The sequence below is a fragment of the Sphingomonas sp. SP2 genome (assembly GCF_058313385.1).
The window spans coordinates 1,779,384-1,798,648 of record NZ_JBZFLD010000001.1 but is presented as its reverse complement, the minus strand read 5'-3'; the positions used below and the strand labels follow the sequence as shown (position 1 = coordinate 1,798,648).

The following is a 19,265-nucleotide window of genomic DNA, read 5'->3' as shown; positions in this document are numbered from 1 at the left end:
TGTAGGGTTGGGGTCGGGGGTAGTCAATCAGACCGCGCCGTTCTCCAGCGAAAGCCGGAGACCGGCTTGTTTCACGGCCGGCGCCAAAGAACACCGGGCCCCGGCCTTCGCCGGGGACCAGCCTAGAGGACGCCTTCGAGCCAGGCGGCGAGCTGGCTCTTGGGAAGCGCACCAACCTTCTGCGCGACGGGCTCGCCATTCTTGAACAGCAGCATCGTCGGAATACCGCGGACGCCATATTTGCCCGGCGTGTCGGGGTTCTCGTCGATGTTGAGCTTGGCGATGGTGACCTGCTCGCCCATCGTCTGGCTGAGTTCCTCGAGCGCCGGCGCAATCATCTTGCACGGCCCGCACCATTCCGCCCAGAAATCCACCAGCACCGGCTTGTCGGCGCCGAGCACATCGGAGGCAAAGCTCTGGTCGGTAACGGTCTTGGTCATGGGAAAAGCGACTCCTGATTCGATTGACTGCCGATATGGGTCGGGGAGCCGACACCGACAAGCGGCACAAGGACCAGCAAGGGCGCCTCGGTGTAGAGCAGTGCCAGTTCGACACGGCGTCCGGGAAAGATGACCTGAAGCGCCCGGCCGTAGGCGACCATCTGGCGGCGGTGGCTTTCGGGAATGTCACTGGCGCTCCTCGGCACCCGCCGGCCCGTCTTGAAGTCGACCACCCGCACCGCCGTGTCGGTCACGAGCAGGCGATCGACGGTGCCGACCACCACGGTCCCGTCCTCCAGCGTCGCCGCGATCGGCGCCTCGGCAAGTGCCGCCGGCGAGAAGAGTTCGGCATGTTCGGGCGCTTCGATGATGGTGAGCGCAGTATCGACCAGCTGGCCGCGGAGCGCTGCGTCGCCGATCCCGGCCGACTGCTGCAGCCAGGCGAAAGCGGCCTGGCGACGATCGCCCGCCGGGGTCGCGGGCAGCCGTTCGAACAGCGCATGGAGCAGGCGGCCCCGCTCGGCCGCCGCAGCCAGTTCGGGGGTCGGCGGCGGGCTGCTGTCGGTGTCGGCGGTGAAGTGCGAGGGCGCGAGCGGGCGCGGTGGCTTCGCTTCTGCCGGCGCCTGCGCGACAGCCCAGGGCGGGACGGTCGTGCTGGTTGCCGAGGTCGGAGGCGCGTCCACCACGGTGATCGCCTTTTCCCCTGTCGCATGTGCAAGGATCCCGGCCGCGTCGGGCTCGATCCCTGCGGCCTGCATCGCGGCAGAGACGACGCTGTGCCAGCTGTCGTCCGAAATCTTCTTCTTCGCGGGCTTCAGGCCGGACACGATCAGCCGCTCCCCCGCCCTCGTCAGCGCGACATAGAGCAAGCGGAAATGCTCCTGGCGGTCGCGCTCCTTTTCGGCCGCGAGCACCTCGTCGAAGGGCGGCGAAATCTCGTCCTTGCGCGGGCGGATGACGGGAAAGCGCCCGGCGCTGCTCGGTACGTCGAGGATCGGGCTGTTGCCGCCTAGCTCGTCGGGGTTGGCGGTGGCGTCGGCGAGGATGACGAGCGGCGCCTCCAGCCCCTTGGCGCCATGCACGGTCATGATCCGGACGGCGTCGCCGCGGCCTTCGGGATCGCGCTTCACCTCGAGCGCGCCATGCGACAGCCAGGCGAGGAACTGCTGGAGCGTGACGGGCTCCCCGCCCTCGAACTGGATGGCGGCGGCGACCAGCTCGTTGATCGGGTCTCGCGCCTGCCGGCCGAGGCGGGTCAGCAACTTGCGGCGCCCGTCCATCGGCCCCGACAGGATCCGCTCGAGAAAGGCATGGGGTCCGGCGAAACCGGCTATCCGCAGCAGATCCACCAAGGTATCGCGCGCGGCACGGAAATGCGGGCGCTCGTCGGCGCGGTGGCCGAGCTCCTCCCACAGGGGACGACGCCGTTCGGGCCCGGCAAGGTCGTAGAGGTCGTCCTGGCTCCATCCGAGGAGCGGCGAAACGAGGAGATTGGCGAGCGTGAGGTCGTCGAGCGGCTGGACCGCAAAGCGGACGGCGGCGAGCAGATCCTGGACCGCAAGCGGTTCGGACAGGACCAGTCGGTCGAGCCCGGCGGTCCTCACCTTTCGCTCGAACAGGCGCGAGACGAGCAACGGCGCGAGATTGGCGCGGCTGCGGACGAGGACGAGGATATCGCCGGGGCTCAGCGGCCGCCCGGTCGAAGCGAGGATCGGCGCGCGATCGATCTCGGCCTTGATCCAGTCGGCAAGGTGGCTCGCGTATCGGCGACGCGCCTCGTCTTCCCATTTCTCCTCGGCATCGTCTTCCTCCTCGGGAGAAGCATGCGCGAAGGGTGGCCAAACCTCGACCCGGCCGGCGCGGGCCGAATGGAAACTGCGATGCGGCTCGGCGGGTTCGGGAAGCCCGATCCGGTCGTGGGTGAGCTGGCCGAGCACCATGTCGACGACGTCGAGCACGGCCTGCGCCGAACGAAAGCTGCGGCTGATCGACAGCATCCTGAACGGCATCGGCCCGCCAAGGGCCGCGTCGCGGAAATAGGTTCGCGCTTTCTCGAATTCGGCCGGATCGGTGCCTTGGAAGCCATAGATGGCCTGCTTGAAATCGCCGACCATGAAAAGCGTACGATGCTCGGGGCCAGCCCCCTGCCCGCTCCAATATTCCTCGGTCAGCGCCTTGACGATCGCCCACTGGCTTTCATTCGTATCTTGCGCCTCGTCGACCAGGAGATGGTCCGTGCGGCGGTCGAGCTTGAAGCGGATCCACTCGGCGATACCGTCCTGCGCAAGAAGATTGCGCGACCAGCGGATGAGGTCGTCGAAGTCGGCGACGCCCTCGGCTCGCTTGGCCGCGGCATAGGCATCGGCGAAGCGCTTGCCCGCGCGAAGCCCGGCCGCGAGAACCCGCACCAGTGCGTTACCGCGCAGGAGGGCGAGCAATTCCTCGACCTTCTCGCAGAGCGCGTCGCATTCCTCCTGGACGTCGGGCCAGTGCTTGACGAGATTCTTGACCGACCGGCGACTGCCGCTGCCGGTGAGGACGGTCGCATGCGCGAAGCGACGGAGGTCGCGGCAGCGCTGTCCCGGCGGAAGGTCAAGCCATTCCTCGATGCCCGCGATGATCGGGACACCCGATTTCGCCCCCCAGGTGCGATAGGTCTCGGCGAGCGTTCGCAGCGTATCGCAGTCAAATTCGTCGTCGGAGCAGCGCGCGGCGACCAAATCCTCGATGCTGTCCTCGGGAAGGCCCATCAGGTCACGAAGGTTGCGCTCGACATTCTCGAGCCGGTCGAAGCGCGCCATTCCCTCGACCGAACCCGCGCAGCGCCGCAGATATTTGCGCACATCGCCCTCGCCGAGCCGCGCGGCGAGCATCTCGAGATCGGCCAGGAACGCCCCGTCGCCATGGGCCGACTGTTCGGCGAGGCTGGCGAGCGTGCGTTCGATCAGCGCTTCCTCCTCGCGCCCTTCGACCGGTCGGAAGCCGGGGCTGATCCCCGCTTCGGTCGGGAAGGCCGCGAGCAGGGTCTGGCAGAAACTGTGGATGGTCTGGATTCGAAGCCCGCCCGGGCAGTCGAGGACGGTCGCGAACAATTGCCGGGCACGGGCGCGCATGGTGTCCGTCGGGGTGACCCCGAGCGCTTCGAGTTCCGCGCCGAGGTCCTCGTCATCGAGCCCGACCCAGTGGGCCAGCCGCCCGCCGACACGCTCGGCCATTTCGGCCGCCGCCGCCTTGGTAAAGGTCAGGCAGAGGATGCTTTCGGGCGACGCATCCTCGAGGAGCAGCCGGAGCACGCGGGCGGTCAGCACCTGCGTCTTGCCGGTTCCCGCGCTGGCGGAGAGCGAGGCGTGGATGAACGGGTCGGCCGCCGCGGCCTGATCGGGGTCGAGCAGCTTCAGGGCAGAGGGACGCGACATGGACGTTATGTTCATAACGCTTCCGCTGGGCGGCGCCATGCGTTTATGGGGCGCGGCAAGAGATCCCATTCACCAAGGAGCGACACGTGGCGGACGACAGCAAGAAGACGGGCAACGGCAACGCCAAGGAAGGCGAGAGCCGCAACTTCAAGGCCGGGATCGCCGTCGGCGTGGGCTCGGCTGCGCTCGTCGCCGCGCTCCTCTACGCCCGCTCGGGCAAGTCGAAGAAGAAATAAGCCTCTGCCGGGGCGGGGTCAGCTCCGCCCCAGCCACTCCTCGAGCCGCATAAGCTGGTCGTAGTCGCCATAACGGGCGAAGCGCGGCTGAAGCTTGGCGGAGAAGGGTTCGTTGCCGGTCAGCCAGCGCGCGGCCGCCTCGCTGAAGTGGCGCCGGGCTTCCTCGAGGATGAGGTCGGCCGGGCCGACTTCCTCGACATAGCCGCGGCGATCGCTCCGATCCTTCTTCGCCAGCGACCAATATTCGAGCTGCGACGGGGATCGATCGATCCCTGCGAAACCCCCGGCCTCGGCGATCAGGCCGAGCAGGCCCAGCTGCAGGGCAAACCCTGCCTCGACCTGATTCCTGGCGGGCGGCTTGCCGGTCTTGAAGTCGAGGATCGCAAGCTCGCCCGAGCCCAGGCGATCGATCCGGTCCGCACGGCCGATCAGCTTGACCCCCGCAATCTCGGCCTCACCGTCGACTTCGGCCCCGCCAGGCCGGCGTCCATGCTCCTGGTTGGCCGCCTCTTCCTCGGCAAGCGCTTCGATCGCCTCGAGCAAGCGCGGTCCCCAAAGCGCACGCATCAGGGGGTGGATGTCGTCGCGGGCCAGAAGCTCGCGAGCACGGGGGAGCAGCCGCGCCGGAGCGCACTGATCCTCGTCGAACCATTGTTCGAACAGGGCATGGACGATCGTGCCCTTCCAGGCCGCATCCTGTTCGGCGCCGAGGTCCTGCAAGGGGCGCAACCGAAGCATCGCCTTGGCGTAGAAGGAGAAGGGGTCGGCTTTCAGCCGGTCGAGGTCGGTGACTCGGATCCGCCGGGGACGTTGAGCGGCCGGCGGGCTTGGCGCCGGGCGGGTCGCGGGCTGTTCGCGCTCTGGTTCGTCGAGCGCGATCGCCAGCGCTTCGAGCGCCTCGTGCCGGGGAAGCCCGCCGGTCAGCGCCTCAAGCCGGAGCAGCAGCCGCGAGCTGACGGTCGGCGAGCGTCCGTCGCGGCGCGCGCGGGTCAGCAGCACCTCAGGCGCACAGAGCATCGAGGCAAAATCGTGGGCGGAAAGACCGATCCGCAGGTCCGCGCCGGGAAGTCCGAGCGCACGGCGAACCGCGACCGGTAGCCAAGGGTCCGGGCTCGGCGGTGCCGGCCAGACGCCCTCGTTGAGGCCTGCCAGGATCATCAGGTCGGTCTTGATCAGGCGCGCCTCGAGCAGGCCGAGGATCCGGACCCGCGGATGCTGGCCATAAGGCGGCCGGATCGCGACCCCGTCGAGGAGCGTGCGGAGCAAGGGCAAGGCGTCGTCGGGCCCGAGCCTGAGCCGCGCAGTGCTCGGCGACGCTTCGATGTCGGCCAGCATGTCGGCGGCGGCCCGCCCGGCCGGACCGCTCCAGAGGCTTTCGCCGCACAAGGTCGTGCCGATGTCGCGAAGGCCCGCGGCAAGCGCCGATAGGCTGGTGCCCGGGCCCAGCAGGTCTTCCAGGGGTTTGGCCGCGGAACGGAGCCGTTGCCAGGCTTCCGCAAGACCGCGAGGGCGGCCTTCGGCGACCTTGTCGGCAACGGCCCGTTCGACACCGGCGAGGCCCGGCAGCGGACGCGGTCCTCGCAGCGCGAGGTCGAGCGCCCGGACGTCATCGAGCCATTTCTGCCGTTCGTCCCCCGCGTTCACCAGGGGATGGCCGAGCAGTGCCAGCAACGCGACGGGCGCGAGCCGTTCGGCCGAAGCGCCGACCAGCGCGAGGAGGAAGGCGCCCGGGGCGGTCAGCGACAACGGCGTACCCGCGCTATCGTCGGCTTCGATCCCCCACCGCTTCAGATGCTCGCCGACCCGCCGCGCGAGCTGGCGATCGGGCGTGACCAGCGCCGCGGTCCGCTCGGGCGTTTCCAGCGCCTGGCGGAGCGCAAGCGCGATGGCCTGCGCCTCGGTCGCCGGATCCGGAAGGACGGCCAGGCGGACATTCTCCATCCGCCGTTCCTCGTCCGAAAGCATGCTCCAGCTGTTGCTGAAGGAAGCCGCCGTCAGCGCCTGCGCGGCGGCCCGGCTGCGCTGCGGGCCGTCGGGCGCGGCGCTGGCCGCGGGCCATGCTCTCACCTCGGCGCGACCGACCCCCATGCGTTCGAGCAGCAGCTTCAGATGATATTGCGGATGGGTCGGCTCGGGCCGGGCGTCGCCTTCGCGATCGCCGCCGAGCGCCTGCCATTGCTCCTCGGGCATCAGAGCCTCGGACGCGAGGCCGGGAAGCACGACCGCGCCATCCGGCTTTCGCGCGATGACCGAAAGGAGCCCGGCGATGGCCGGGGCCGCAGTCGTGATCCCGGCGGCGACGGTGAAGCCTGCCGGCGGATTGGCCCGCCAGCGCCGCGCGGTCGCCTGGAGAAGCAGGTTGCGCCGCTCGGTCAGCTCGATCCCGCCCAGTTCCTCCCGCCGGCGTGGCCATCGGTCGAGCAGCACGGCCAGCTGATCGATGGCCTTCTGCTGATGGGCGGCAAGCTCCGCATTGCGACCGAGGGCATCGCGCAGGTCGGCGAGCGAGCGATCCTCGATCAGCAGCTGGTCGAGCGTCCGGGCAAGCTCTCCCGCAAGCCGCCAGCTCTCGGCCGTGCCCGTCCCCCGCTCCGCCTGCACGAGCGCGGCGAGTTCGGCCTGCCGGGTCAGCGGATCGATGGCCGGTGCGATGGGATCGCCGCCGAGCGGATCGAGCGCGCCGCCGACCCGCTCGTCGAGCGCGGGATCGCCGATCGGGATCAGCCGCGGGAGGAGCAATCCGGCGCCGCTGGCGCGGACGAAGGCCTCGGTGACCGAGCGGACCGCACGGGCATTGGGAAGCAGGATCCGCCCGCGGGCCAGCGACAGCGGGTCGCCGGCATGGCGCCTGACCAGTTCGACCGCGAGGGCGTCGGCGAAGCTTGCCTCGGCCGGGATGGAATAGACGCCCGGGAAAGGCGCCTCACTCGCGGGCAAGGGCTTCCTCGGTTGCCCGGATCGCGCCCGGCGTGCCGACGTCGAACCACAGCCCCTGGTGGACCGTGCCGAAGCAGCGGCCTTCCTCGATCGCCTTGTCCCACAGGATGTTGGTCGAGAAGGCCCCGTCGGGGGCGCCGTCGAGCAGGCGCTGCGCCATCAGCTGGATGCCGGTGTAGACGAAGGGCGCGACGCGCGCCTTGCCGCGGCGGCGGAGACGGCCGTCGCGATCCATGTGGAAGTCGCCGACACCGCTGTGATTGCCGGCACGGGCGAGCGGGACGAGGAGGAGCAACGCGTCCATCCGCTCGGCGTCCCACTGGCTGGCGAGCAGCTTCAGCGCGTCGCTCGGCCCGTCGACCCAGAAATTGTCGCTGTTGACGGCGAGGAAGGGATCGCAGTCGATCAGCGGCCGGGCGCGGACGAGGCCGCCGCCCGTCTCGAGCAACAGCTCGCGCTCGTCGCTGACCGCGACCTCGAGATCCTTCACCCGCGCCTGGAGATGCGCCTCGAGCGCGTCGGCGAGATAGTGGACGTTGACCACGACCTTCTCGACGCCCGCGGCGCGGAGGCGGTCGAGGACATGGTCGAGCAGAGGCTTTCCGGCGACTTCAACCAAAGGCTTGGGCCTGGTCGCGGTCAGCGGGCGCATTCGCTTGCCGAGGCCGGCGGCCATCACCATCGCGGTGCGCGGGACCGCCGCCGAGATGTCGGGGCGGATGCGAAGGGTGCGGCGAACCTGTCCGTCCATGGCTCAGCCCTCCTGCCAGGCGGCGGCACGGGCCGAAGCGGGCACGTTCGCATCGAACCAGGCCTTGACCGGAGCGAGCCCCGGGGCGGCGAGGTCACGCTCAAGGAGACCCCACATGCGCGGCTGGAAGCGGCGGTAGCCGGGCTTTCCGTCGCGCTTCCACAAGCGGCAGAAAACGCCGAGGATGCGCGTGTTGCGCTGCGCGGCGAGCGCCCAATAGGCATGTTCGAACCCGTCGCCCTGCCCGGTCGCGGCCTTGTAGCGGTCGAGCATCAGGCGTTCGATCGCGGGATCGACATCACGCCGCGCGTCCTCGAGCACCGAGGCGAGGTCGTAGGCGGGATGACCGGCAAGCGCGTCCTGGAAATCGAGGAGCCCGAGGTGCCGGGTTCCCTCGCGTCCGCCGACAAGCATGATGTTCTCGGCATGGAAGTCGCGAAGGACGGTAACCGGGCCGAGGCCATCGGCGGCGACCGGCGCGAGCACATCCTCCCACGCGGCGCGATAGGAAGCGCGATCGACCTCGATCCCGACTGCGGGCGCATACCATTCGGGGAAAAGGTCGACCTCGGCCAGCCACTCGGCAAGGCCATGCGGCGGAAGGCCGTCCATCGGCGAATGCCGGTGAAGGTCGACGAGCAGGTCGGTCGCCAGCGCGTATAATTCCTCTTCGCGCGCCGGGAGGTCGTCGAGCGTCTCGCGCAGCCGCGCATCGCCGAAGTCGCCAAGCAACAGCAGCCCGGCGTCGAGGTCGCGGGCGAGGATGTCGGGCGCGCTGAAGCCATGGCCGCACAGCCATTCGGCAACCGCGACGAACGGCCGGGGATCCTCGTGTGGCGGGGGTGCGTCCATCAGCACGGCGGCGCCATGCTCGTCATGATGGACCCGGAAATAGCGCCGGAAGCTGGCGTCGCCAGCAAGCGGGCTGATCCGCGCTCCGTGCCAGCCCGCGCGGGCGAGGAAGTCATCCGCCGAAGCGGGGGGAATCATGCTGGGAGCTGCGCCGGTGGCCATCGCCCCTCCCATGCCCCCGGCACCTTCCAAGTCAAGGCACGGCGGCCGTCGTCTGCGATGGCCAGCGACAGGCGCAAGGCCTGTGGCCAGGCCGCCGCACCCGCGCGCTCGGGCCATTCGACCAGGATCGCGCCGTCGAAAAGCATGTCGTCGAGCCCGATCTCCTCGAGTTCCGCGGGATCTTCGATCCGGTAGAGGTCAGCGTGGGCTACCGGGACCCGCGTCCGGTCGTAAGGCTGGACGATGGCAAAGGTGGGCGATGGCACCTCGCCCGCGTGCCCGAGCGCCGAAAGCAGGCCGCGGACGAGCGTGGTCTTGCCGGCGCCGAGCGGCCCCGACAGCAGCACCACGTCGCCAGGCCGAAGCTGTGCCGCGAGTGCTTCACCCGCCCGGGCCATGGCCGGCTCGTCGAGGAGCCACATCAGCGATTGCCTCGCGGCAGGCTGATGAGGACGCTCGTCCCCTGCCCCGGCGTGCTCGACAGCTGGACCGTGCCGCCGTGCGCCTCGATGAACTGGCGGGTCAGCGGCAGGCCGAGACCTAGCGCCGCCTCGCCGCGGCTCTCGCCGAAGCGGGTAAAGCGCTCGAAGACGCGGGCCTGATGCTCGGGCGCGAGGCCGGGCCCGGTGTCGCTGACGAGGATCTCGGCGCCCTGCTCGTCGCCGCGGGTGACCAGCCGGACCTCGCCCTTGTCGGTGTAGGCAATGGCATTGCGAAGGACATGCTCGACGCTTTCGCGGAGGCGGCGACTGTCGCCCTGCAGTGAGCCCGTCCCTTCGCCGATGACGACCTTGTAGCGCAGGCGCTTGGCCTTGGCCGCGCCCTCCATGCCCTCTGCGACGCTGCGGACAAGACCGGCAAGGTCGACCCGCTCGCGTTCGAGGACGACATCGCCCTTGGCGCCCTGGGTGAGGTCGAGGACGTCGTCGATCAGGCGCGACAGGCGGGCGACGGATTCGAGGATCGCGGCGACATAATCCCGGGCCGACCCGCTGAGATCCCCGGCATAGCCGTCGCGGAGCATCTCGGCGAAGCCGCCGATTGAGGTCAGCGGGGTGCGCAATTCGTAGCTCATGTTGGCGACGAAGTCGGTGCGGACTCGGTCGGCCTGTTCGAGCGCCTCGGCACGCTCGCGAAGCGCGGCCTCGATCCGGCTCGAGTCCGTCACGTCGACCATGGTGAAGAGCGCATTGCCATCGGGCAGCGGGACGGCGGCAAATTCGAACTGGCGGCCGTCGGCAAGGCTGAGGCGGCCGCGTTCTGCCCGGCGCTCGGTGGTCGCCGCGCGGACCAGCTCGCGCAGCCTTGCGGCGGCGGTCGGATTGACGAGGCGGCCAGCGAACGCCGGGACCAGTTCGTCGACGCGCGGATGCTCGGCGAGCCAGCTTTCGTCGAGGTTCCAGAAGTCGCCGAAGCGCCGGTTCCAGAGGTAGAGGCGGCCGTCGGACGCGAAGACGGCGACGCCCTCGAACAGATTGTCGAACGTCGCGGTGCGCACCCGGAGCAAGGTGTCGCGGGCGCTGGCGAGGCGGACCTGTTCGGTACGATCCTCGAAGATGATCCGAAGCCCGCCATCGGGAAGCGGCTGACCGACCACCCTGAGATGGTCGCCATTGGCGAGGATCCATTCTTCCTCGTGCAGTTCCTCGGCACTGGTGAACCAGCCGCGGCGCTCGGCCTTCCATTCGGGAAAGTCGCGCACTTCGGGAAGGCGGTGGTTCTCGCGCATCCGCTCGAGCAGGCGGTCGAACTCGGGAGCCTCGTCGAGCCACTCGGTCTCGATCTGCGACAGGATGGCGAACGGCGTATTGTAGAAGGACAAGGTGCGGTCGGGGTCGAACTGGACGGCGCCCGCGGTCATTCGGTCGCTGAGTTCGCGCTGGCTTTCGACATAGCGTTGGAGATCGCCGCGGGCATCCTCCAGCTCCTGGATGTCGACCGCATAGCCGGCCACGGCCCCGCCCGGGAGCGGGACGTCGACGAGGCGCAGGGTGCGGCGTTCGCCGCCGATGGTCGCGGGGCGGACACGAGCCACGGGCTTGCCCTCGGCGAGCGCGTCGGCCGCCCCTGCGCGGGCGCCTTCCTCGATCAGTTCGATGCCGCGTGCGACGACCTCGTTGGCCGAGCTTCCCTCGACCGCGTCGACGAAGGCGCGATTTACCAGCGCGAGGCCGAGGTCACTGTCGCGCACCCACATCGGGAAAGGCGCGGCCTCGATCAGTTGGGTCAGCGCTTCGAGCGCCTGCTCGGTCGCCGTAAGCTGTTCGGCCGTGCGGGCCCTGGCTCCCTCGGCGGTGCTGCAATCGGCGATCCAGAGGAGGACCGAGCCGGGCGGCGACGGAGGCGGCGCAGGACCGCCGCGAACGTCGAACAGCCGGCCCGACGACTGGACACGAACGGTGTGCATGATCCGCCCCGGGCCCAGCGCTGCGGCCGGGAGTTCATGCTCGAGGGCGGCAAAGTCGGCAGGCGCAATCGCGCCGTCGCTCGAGAGGTCCGCGAAGACCTGCGCCCCCGGGTTGCCGAGCTCGCGAAGGAGCGACGGCTCGCAATCGAGCTTTCGGTCCGGCGTTATCAACAGGGGCCGGCTTGGCGCACTTGCCAGCAAGGCGCCGATCGCCCGCGCGTGGCCGGCCAGTTCGCGGGCCCGGCGGCTCTGGCGGACGGCACGCCAGGAGAGGAAGACGGCGACCGGGACCCACAGAGCGGCAAGTGCCAGCGCTGCTGCCTGCACCATGTCCTGGTCCCAGATTCGGATCACCGACGCCCCCTCACCCGCCTGCGATACAATGGCCCCGCGTGCAGGCAAGGGCAGGCCATTAACAAGCAGCGAATCCGCCTAGTCCGGCAGGCTCTGCACCCACCCCATCCGCGCGGCTGGCGTTGGCTAAGTACTGTATCCACTACGGTTCTGACCCAAAAACTAATCCAGGTTAACAACACGCTTGAGTCCGATGTTGCATTTCTGTGACAGATGAACGGGAAGAAAACAGACCCGCCCCCCGTAACATTGTCTTTGCCCAACGAGCCGGGAACAAGGTCCGCGGATTTTGCCATCCCCCTCGAAGGAATCTCGGACTCATGAGGAAGACAAGCCTGCTCGGCGCGACCGCGCTCAACACATTCGTTCTGCTCGGCGCGACCTTTGCGTTCGGCACCGGTGCTGCTGCCCAGACCACCACGACGTCGACCACCCCGGCTGTCCAGTGCGACGACGGCACCGTCCCGCCCGCCGGCGAAGCGTGCCCGGAGAAGCCCGCGCCCGTCACCTCGGCCGAAGCCGAGCAGAGCCAGACCGGGACCGGCGAAGTCGTCGTCACCGGTTCGCGCATCCGCCGCCCGAACCTGGATTCGTCGGTTCCGATCACCTCGATCAGCACCGCCGAACTGTCGCAGCGCGGTGAAGTCTCGCTCGGCGACGCGCTGAACGACCTTCCGGCGCTCCGCTCGACCTTCAGCCAGGCGAACTCGACCACCTCGATCGGCACCGCCGGCCTCAGCCTGCTCGACCTTCGCGGTCTCGGCACCGTCCGCACCCTCGTGCTGGTCAACGGCCGCCGTCACGTCACCGCCACCCCGGGCGGCACCCAGGTCGACGTCAACACCATCCCGGTCGACCTGCTCGAGCGCGTCGACGTGGTGACCGGCGGCAACTCGGCCGTCTACGGTTCGGACGCCGTCGCCGGCGTCGTGAACTTCATCCTCCGCAAGGACTTTACCGGCGTCCGCCTGCGCGCCCAGGCCGGCATTTCCGGTTATGGCGACCGCGAGAACGTGTTCGGCTCGATCGTCGCCGGCCACAATTTCGCCGACGGCCGCTTCAACATCACGGCCCATGCCGAATATTCGAACTCGGACGAGGTCTTCTATTCGGACCGTCCATACCTCGGCGCCTACACCGGCCCGTCGGGTTTCTACACGACCCAGATCACCAATGCCCCGAACCGCAACTTCGACGGCATTCCCAACACCAGCTTCTATGACAACCAGGGCGGCTCGATCCCGGGCATCACCTTCGGCAACATCTCGACCGGCGGTTATGTCTCGACGGTCTGCCCGGCGCTGACGGCGACCAACGCCGCCCAGGTGGCGGCGGCCTGCACCGGCCAGCTGACTCCGACCGGCGGCCGCATCGCCCGCAACTATGCTTTCCTGCCCGACGGCACGCTGGCGCCCGACATCCCCTATTTCGACAATCGTTCGATCGGTGGCGGCGTGTTCGGCGGCCTTTCGGCGACCGGCCTCGAGGACGCCATGCTCCTCCCGGGCCTGGAGCGCATCGTCGGCAACATCTTCCTCAACGGTGACGTGAGCACGGCCTTCCAGCCGTTCCTCGAAGCCAAGTGGGTGCGGGTCAATGCGACCCAGCAGTCGACCCAGCCGACCTTCACCAGCGGCCGCCTGTCGTCGACCTTCAGCATCAACAACCCGTTCCTGTCGGCGCAGGCGCGCAACCAGCTGTTGACGATCAACCCGACCGGCACCACCTTCAGCGTGCTGCGCTTCAACAACGACCTCGGCACCCGCGCCGAGGATCACCGCCGCGACACCTATCGCATCGTCGGCGGTTTCCGCGGCGATCTCAGCCAGACCGGCAACCTGCGCTACGAAGTCGCGGTCAACTACGGGAAGACCAAGACCTTCTACGAGACGGGCGGCAACGTCATCGTCAACAACTTCAACAATGCGGCGAACGCGGTGCGCGACACCGCCACCGGCCAGATCGTCTGCTTCATCAACTCGACGCAGGACACGATCACCGTCGGCGGCGTGACCAGCACCAACACCGCCAACAACGACCCGGCCTGCGTTCCGATCAACCTGTTCGGTCGCGGCAACGCCAGCCAGGCGGCGAAGGACTATGTCCTCTACACCTCGTCGCGTCGCCAGAGCGCCAGCCAGCTCAACATCACCGGCTACCTGTCGGGCGATTCGGAAGGCATCTTCGAGCTTCCGGGCGGCCCGATCGGCTTCGCGGTGGGTGGCGAATATCGCCGCGAGACCGCCAAGTCGGTCTATGACGAGCGGACCCAGCGCGGCGAGACCTTCCTGAACGCCTTCCAGCCCTTCCTGCCGCCCAAGCAGAAGATCAAGGAAGTGTTCGGCGAACTTCGCGTTCCGCTGGTCAAGGACGTCCCCTTCTTCCGTGAGCTCACGGTCGAGGGTGCGGCCCGCCGGTCGGACTACAACACCTTCGGCGGCGTCAACGCCTACAACGCCGGTCTACTCTGGTCGCCGGTCCGCGGTGTCCGCATGCGCGCCGGTTTCGGCCGCTCGGTCCGTGCGCCGAACCTCAGCGACGCCTTCGCGGCGTCGACCGAGACCTTCGCCAACGGCCTGACTGATCCGTGCGATCAGCCCGGCGGCACCAACGCCAGCAACAACATCACCGCCAATCCGGCGCGTGCTGCAAACTGCGCGGCGGCGGGCGTTCCGACCACGGTCACCTACACCCAGTCGGATGGCACGGTCGTCACCCGTCCGTTCACCAACGTCCCGGGCTCGGGCGTCTCGGGCATCAACCGCGGCAACCCGAACCTCGTGCCGGAGACCAGCGACAGCTACACGGTCGGTGCGGTGTTCGAGCCGGAGTTCCTCCCGGGCTTCGCGCTGACGATCGACTATTACGACATCAAGGTGAAGAACGTCATTTCGGGCCTCACCGGCCAGGCGATCCTCAATCGCTGCTATGACGATCCGACCGGCATCGACAACGAGTTCTGCTCGGCGATCTTCCGCCGGACCAGCACCGATCCGATCCTGAACGGCACCTTCACCGGCCAGACGACCCGTCGCCTGGAGAACCGGCTGCAGGACAACCTGCCGTTCGTCGGCCCGGCCTTCATCAACCAGCCGTACAACTTCGCCGCGCTGGTCCGGTCGGGCGTCGACTTCGACGCCAGCTACCGTCGCAAGATCTTCGGCAACAAGACGCTCTCGCTCCGCGGCATCGTCAGCTACCTGCGCAAGTCGGAGAACTTCTCCTACCTCACGCAGCCTGACCGTTCGGACAAGATCGACGAGGGTCTGGGCGATCCGAAGTGGGCGGCCAGCTGGAATGCCGGCCTCGACTTCGGCGTGATCGACCTGAGCTACTCGGGCACCTATGTTGGCCGTCAGTCGATCCTGGCCTGGGAAACCCAGTTCACCCACCAGGGCCGTGGCCCGACCAACCCGGACGCCCGTCCGTTCCGTTGGTATCCGGCGGGGATCACCCACTCGGGTCGCGTCAACTTCGAAGTCAACAAGACCTATCGTTTCTACATGGGCGTCGACAACATCACCAACGAGCGGCCCCCGTACGACCTGACCGGCCTCGAAGCCGGCAGCCCGTACGGCCCGACCGGTCGCTACTTCTACGCCGGTGCCGGCCTGAGCTTCTAAGCCTCAGCCGCATCGCAAGGAGAGGCCGTCCCGCAAGGGGCGGCCTTTTCCTTTGGGCGCGATCCGCCCGCCCGAGAGCAGACATAAAGCTTTCTTTATATCTGATGTCCCGCTATGGGCGCGGGCGACCGGCTGCCCGCTTTCCTGCGCGCGGCCTTCCATGCTTGGAGACTGATTGTGGCCACCCAGACCCTGACCCGCGACTATCTGGTCAAGGACCTTTCCCTCGCCGATTTCGGGCGCAAGGAAATCGAGATCGCCGAGACCGAAATGCCGGGCCTGATGGCGCTGCGTGCGGAATATGGCGAATCCCAGCCGCTGAAGGGCGCGCGGATCACCGGCTCGCTCCACATGACGATCCAGACCGCCGTCCTGATCGAGACCCTCACTGCGCTCGGCGCGACGGTCCGCTGGGCGAGCTGCAACATCTATTCGACCCAGGATCATGCCGCCGCCGCGATTGCCGCGACCGGCGTTCCCGTCTTCGCCGTCAAGGGCGAGACGCTGGAGGAATATTGGGATTATGTCGTCCGCATCTTCGACTGGTCGAAGGACGGTGACGACACCACCTGCAACATGATCCTCGACGACGGCGGCGACGCCACCATGTTCGCTTTGTGGGGCGCGCGCGTCGAAGCGGGCGAGACCCTCTTCACCCCGTCGAACGAGGAAGAGGAAATCTTCGTCGCGACGCTCAACCGCTTCCTCAAGGAGCGTCCGGGCTACCTCACCAAGACCGTCCAGAACATCAAGGGTGTCTCGGAAGAGACCACCACCGGTGTTCACCGCCTCTACGAGCTCGCCAAGCAGGGCAAGCTCCCCTTCCCCGCCATCAACGTCAACGACAGCGTGACCAAGTCGAAGTTCGACAACCTCTACGGCTGCAAGGAAAGCCTCGTCGACGCGATCCGTCGCGGCACCGACGTGATGCTCGCCGGCAAGGTCGCCGTGGTCGCCGGCTTCGGTGACGTCGGCAAGGGTTCGGCCGCTTCGCTCCGCAACGGCGGCGCGCGCGTGCTCGTGACCGAGGTCGATCCGATCTGCGCGCTCCAGGCCGCGATGGAAGGTTATGAAGTCGTGACGATGGAAGAGGCCGCTCCGCGCGCCGACATCTTCGTCACCGCGACCGGCAACATGGACGTCATCACGCTCGACCACATGCGCGCGATGAAGAACATGGCGATCGTCTGCAACATCGGCCACTTCGACAGCGAGATCCAGATTTCGTCGCTGAACAACATGAAGTGGACCGAGATCAAGCCGCAGGTCGACGAGGTCGAATTCGCCGACGGCAAGAAGATCATCGTCCTGTCGAAGGGCCGCCTCGTGAACCTCGGCAACGCGACCGGCCACCCGAGCTTCGTCATGTCGGCGAGCTTCACCAACCAGACGCTCGCGCAGATCGAGCTGTGGACCAAGTCGGAGCAGTACGGCAACGACGTCTACGTTCTGCCGAAGCACCTCGACGAGAAGGTCGCCGCGCTTCACCTCGAAAAGCTCGGCGTGAAGCTGACCCAGCTCAGCGACAAGCAGGCGTCGTACATCGGCGTGAAGCAGCAGGGCCCGTTCAAGCCTGAGCACTACCGCTACTAAGCGGCGCTTCTCGCAGAATTATTGGCCCGGTGCCCGCTTAGCCCTTCGGGGCGGAAGCAGGCGCCGGGCCTTTCTTTTGCGAGCGCCTCAGGCGGCGAGGTCGCCCAACACGGCGCGCAGTGGCTGGAGCCATTGCGCATAGGGCTGCCACGTCCCCACGCCTTCGCGGTTGAGGGGTCGGCGGACCTGCTCCGCGCTCGGGGTGCGGACCTCGCGCTTGCTCTCGTGGAAGCGAAGCACGGCGTCGTCGAACGTGATGCCGATCTGCTCGAACAGCGCGCGGAGCACGGGCTCAGGCCGCTCGATCAGTTCGTCATAGCGGACGTGACTGATCCAGCCGGGCAGGACTTTGTCGAGATGATCCATGAAGCGGACATAATCGACATAGGCTTGGCCGATGCCCTCGAGCGTGAAACTTGAGGCGTGGGCACGGCTGAAGCTGTGGCTGAAATTCGACCAGCAGCAGGTCATGGCGTCGCGGCGGATGTCGATGATCTTGGCGTCGGGCAGGATGGCGCGAAGGAGGAGCGCGTTGCTCCAGTTGTGCGGCATCTTGTCGGCGAAATAGGGCCGGTCGGTCGTACGGTGCGCGGCGACCCGGCGAAGATATTCCTGCCCCATGCCGTGGCGGTCGGCGGGTGACAGGCGGGCGATGGCCTCGGGAACCGAGCGGATGCCGGCGCGCGTCGCGCCTTCCATCATCGTCCGGAGCAGCGCCGGGATGTGCGGCAGTTCGCCAAGCGGTTCGATTTCGGGATGCGAACCGAGCATCTGTTCGAGCAGGGTCGAGCCCGAGCGCGGAAGGCTGACGATGAAGATGGGGGACGGGTCATGCACCCCGCCCTCCCCCAGCGTCGCCGCGCTCTCGGCGGTGAACAGCCGTTCGCTTTCCGCGACCTCGCGGGTCAGCTGGGTCGAATCATAGTCGAGCGAGCGCGCCCAGATCGCATTGGCCTCGGCGAAATGATGGAAGGCCTTGTCATAGTCCTTCTCGGCCTGGAAGGCGCGGCCAAGCGCGAAGTGCAGCGGCGCGAGATTGTTGACGTCGACCGCGCCTTCCGCGGCTTCCTCCATCGCGGCGATGTCGCGGTCGGTGAAGACCTTCTGCTTGATGCTGGCAATGCCCCACCAGGCATCTCCGAGATCGGGCATGAGCGCGATCGCCTTGCGATAGGCGTCGACCGCATCGGCGGTCTGGCCGGCGCTGCGCAGATTGTGGGCGTAGGCGAGCCAGACGTTGGGGCGGTCGCCATGAAGCTCGGCGGCCCTGGCGAGGATCGCGCGGGCTTCGTCGTGACGGCCGAGCTTGTCGAGGATCAGGCTGACGATCACCTCGGTCGAACTGTCCTCGTCGCGCCGCATCGTTTCGAACAGCGCGAGCGCCTCGGGAAGTTTCTCCTGCTGGTTGAGGCAGCGGGCGAGCTCGAGCCGGGTTTCACGGCTGTTGGGATCACGGCCGAGCGACTGGCGGTAGAAGATCTCCGCCTGGAACAGCGCGCCCGTCGCGGCGGCGACCGAGCCGAGCAGGGCAAGGCCGCGCGGCTCGCCCGGATATTGGCGGAGGTGCTGGACCAGAAGCTGCGCCGCCTCGTCGTGGCGGTCGGCCCGAAAGCTCTGCTGCGCGCGGGCAAGGAGGGGGAAAGCGTCGACCATGAGTTCCTGTCTTGTCAGGCGTAGCCGAGCAGCGCGCGAAGGCCGGGCGCCTCATAGTCGACCAGGCGGCGATGTTCCTCAGGAAGCGTCTCGGGAAGCGCGCGCGCGACGCCGGCGAGATTGGCGCGGGCGGTCCCGCTGTGCGCGGGGTCCGCGCCGATCCGGACCCGCTCGCGCCAGTCGTCGGGCCGAGCGATCCCGGCGGCTTCGAGCAAGGTCGCAAAATAGTGCTCGGACTGTTCGCTCTCCAGCGTCGCGACGGCCCGCTTCAATTCCTCGAACCGGACCAGCAGGGCCGCGCCCGGAAGCCAGGCCGCGGCATTGTGGCTGTAGGTCTCGTTGAGCGACGGGGCCTTCCGGTAGACGCCGAAGATCATCAGGCTGAGCAGGTCGCCGAGCGGAAGCCGGGGATCGCGCAATTCAGCCATGTCGCCGTCGAAATTCTCCGACAGGAAGAAGCGTGCTCGGGCGAGGACCCAATCATAGGGGTCGCGCACCAGCAGGAGGCGCCGGACATGGGCGGTGACCATCGCCGTCGTATCGGTGAAGAGCAGGTGGCCGCAGGACAGCATGGGCCGGTGGAAGGCCTCCTGCGTCTGCGCGAGGTTGGGATATTGGACGAAGTCGCGATCGTAATGCTGCGCGGGCGGCACGAACATCCGCAGGATGTTGCGGAGCAGGTGCGTGCCGCTCTTGGGCACCGAATTGACGAACAGCGGCTGCTCGAGCGGCACCTGCGCAAAACGCCCGGCTTCCTCGTCCAGGCGGTCGCGCTTGAGGGTCACCGTCGGCATCGCCAAGGAGTGTGCGCGCCGCGCCGACATGGCAAGGGGCGACGAAT

At 68.0% G+C, this 19,265-nt stretch carries 12 protein-coding genes; 3 read left to right on the top strand and 9 right to left on the bottom strand.

Annotated features, from left to right (window positions below; genetic code table 11):
• Window positions 1–122: 122 nt before the first annotated feature.
• Window positions 123–440 (bottom strand): thioredoxin TrxA, encoded by a 318-nt coding sequence (trxA, locus tag AC4GYU_RS09095; RefSeq protein WP_491086569.1) that lies wholly within the window; start codon window positions 438–440, stop codon window positions 123–125.
• The gene (addA, locus tag AC4GYU_RS09090) at window positions 437–3,856 is read right to left on the bottom strand and encodes a double-strand break repair helicase AddA (RefSeq protein WP_491086568.1); all 3,420 of its coding nucleotides are present in this window, start codon (window positions 3,854–3,856) and stop codon (window positions 437–439) included. The genes trxA and addA overlap by 4 nt, the downstream gene beginning before the upstream one ends.
• 86 nt (window positions 3,857–3,942) lie before the next feature.
• Here addA and AC4GYU_RS09085 point away from each other — a divergent pair, with 86 nt between their 5' ends.
• Entirely contained in the window at window positions 3,943–4,092 is a 150-nt protein-coding gene (locus AC4GYU_RS09085) for a hypothetical protein (protein WP_491086567.1), read from the top strand.
• 18 nt (window positions 4,093–4,110) lie between these two features.
• On the opposite strand, the gene addB is transcribed toward AC4GYU_RS09085, so the two are convergent.
• The 5 genes from addB to AC4GYU_RS09060 are packed head-to-tail and all read right to left on the bottom strand — an operon-like array spanning window position 4,111 to window position 11,555.
• Window positions 4,111–7,029, bottom strand: coding sequence for a double-strand break repair protein AddB (gene addB, locus AC4GYU_RS09080; RefSeq protein ID WP_491086566.1), 2,919 nt, complete (start codon window positions 7,027–7,029; stop codon window positions 4,111–4,113).
• Complete coding sequence (locus AC4GYU_RS09075) at window positions 7,016–7,780, bottom strand: nucleotidyltransferase family protein (protein ID WP_491086565.1); 765 nt, start codon at window positions 7,778–7,780, stop codon at window positions 7,016–7,018. Before AC4GYU_RS09075 ends, addB begins: the two co-directional genes overlap by 14 nt.
• Window positions 7,781–7,783: 3 nt before the next feature.
• Entirely contained in the window at window positions 7,784–8,794 is a 1,011-nt protein-coding gene (locus AC4GYU_RS09070; protein ID WP_491086564.1) for an aminoglycoside phosphotransferase family protein, read from the bottom strand.
• Window positions 8,767–9,216, bottom strand: coding sequence for a tRNA (adenosine(37)-N6)-threonylcarbamoyltransferase complex ATPase subunit type 1 TsaE (tsaE, locus tag AC4GYU_RS09065; RefSeq protein ID WP_491086563.1), 450 nt, complete (start codon window positions 9,214–9,216; stop codon window positions 8,767–8,769). Before tsaE ends, AC4GYU_RS09070 begins: the two co-directional genes overlap by 28 nt.
• A complete protein-coding gene (locus AC4GYU_RS09060; protein WP_491086562.1) occupies window positions 9,216–11,555 on the bottom strand; it encodes a sensor histidine kinase in 2,340 nt (779 codons plus the stop codon). The genes tsaE and AC4GYU_RS09060 overlap by 1 nt, the downstream gene beginning before the upstream one ends.
• A gap of 320 nt (window positions 11,556–11,875) precedes the next feature.
• On the opposite strand from AC4GYU_RS09060, the gene AC4GYU_RS09055 reads away from it, so the two are divergent.
• Both AC4GYU_RS09055 and ahcY read left to right on the top strand, forming a co-directional pair.
• Window positions 11,876–15,178 carry a TonB-dependent receptor domain-containing protein gene (locus AC4GYU_RS09055; RefSeq protein WP_491086561.1) on the top strand — a complete coding sequence of 1,101 codons (3,303 nt, stop codon included), beginning with the start codon at window positions 11,876–11,878 and terminating at the stop codon, window positions 15,176–15,178.
• Window positions 15,179–15,355: 177 nt separating this feature from the next.
• Window positions 15,356–16,771: an adenosylhomocysteinase gene (gene ahcY, locus AC4GYU_RS09050; protein WP_491086560.1), complete on the top strand. Its 1,416-nt coding sequence runs from the start codon at window positions 15,356–15,358 to the stop codon at window positions 16,769–16,771.
• 87 nt (window positions 16,772–16,858) lie between these two features.
• Here the strand turns inward: ahcY and AC4GYU_RS09045 are convergent, their stop codons facing one another.
• Both AC4GYU_RS09045 and AC4GYU_RS09040 read right to left on the bottom strand, forming a co-directional pair.
• Window positions 16,859–18,424, bottom strand: coding sequence for a sulfotransferase family protein (locus AC4GYU_RS09045; RefSeq protein WP_491086559.1), 1,566 nt, complete (start codon window positions 18,422–18,424; stop codon window positions 16,859–16,861).
• Between the two features lie 14 nt (window positions 18,425–18,438).
• Window positions 18,439–19,218, bottom strand: coding sequence for a hypothetical protein (locus AC4GYU_RS09040; protein ID WP_491086558.1), 780 nt, complete (start codon window positions 19,216–19,218; stop codon window positions 18,439–18,441).
• Window positions 19,219–19,265 lie beyond the last annotated feature (47 nt).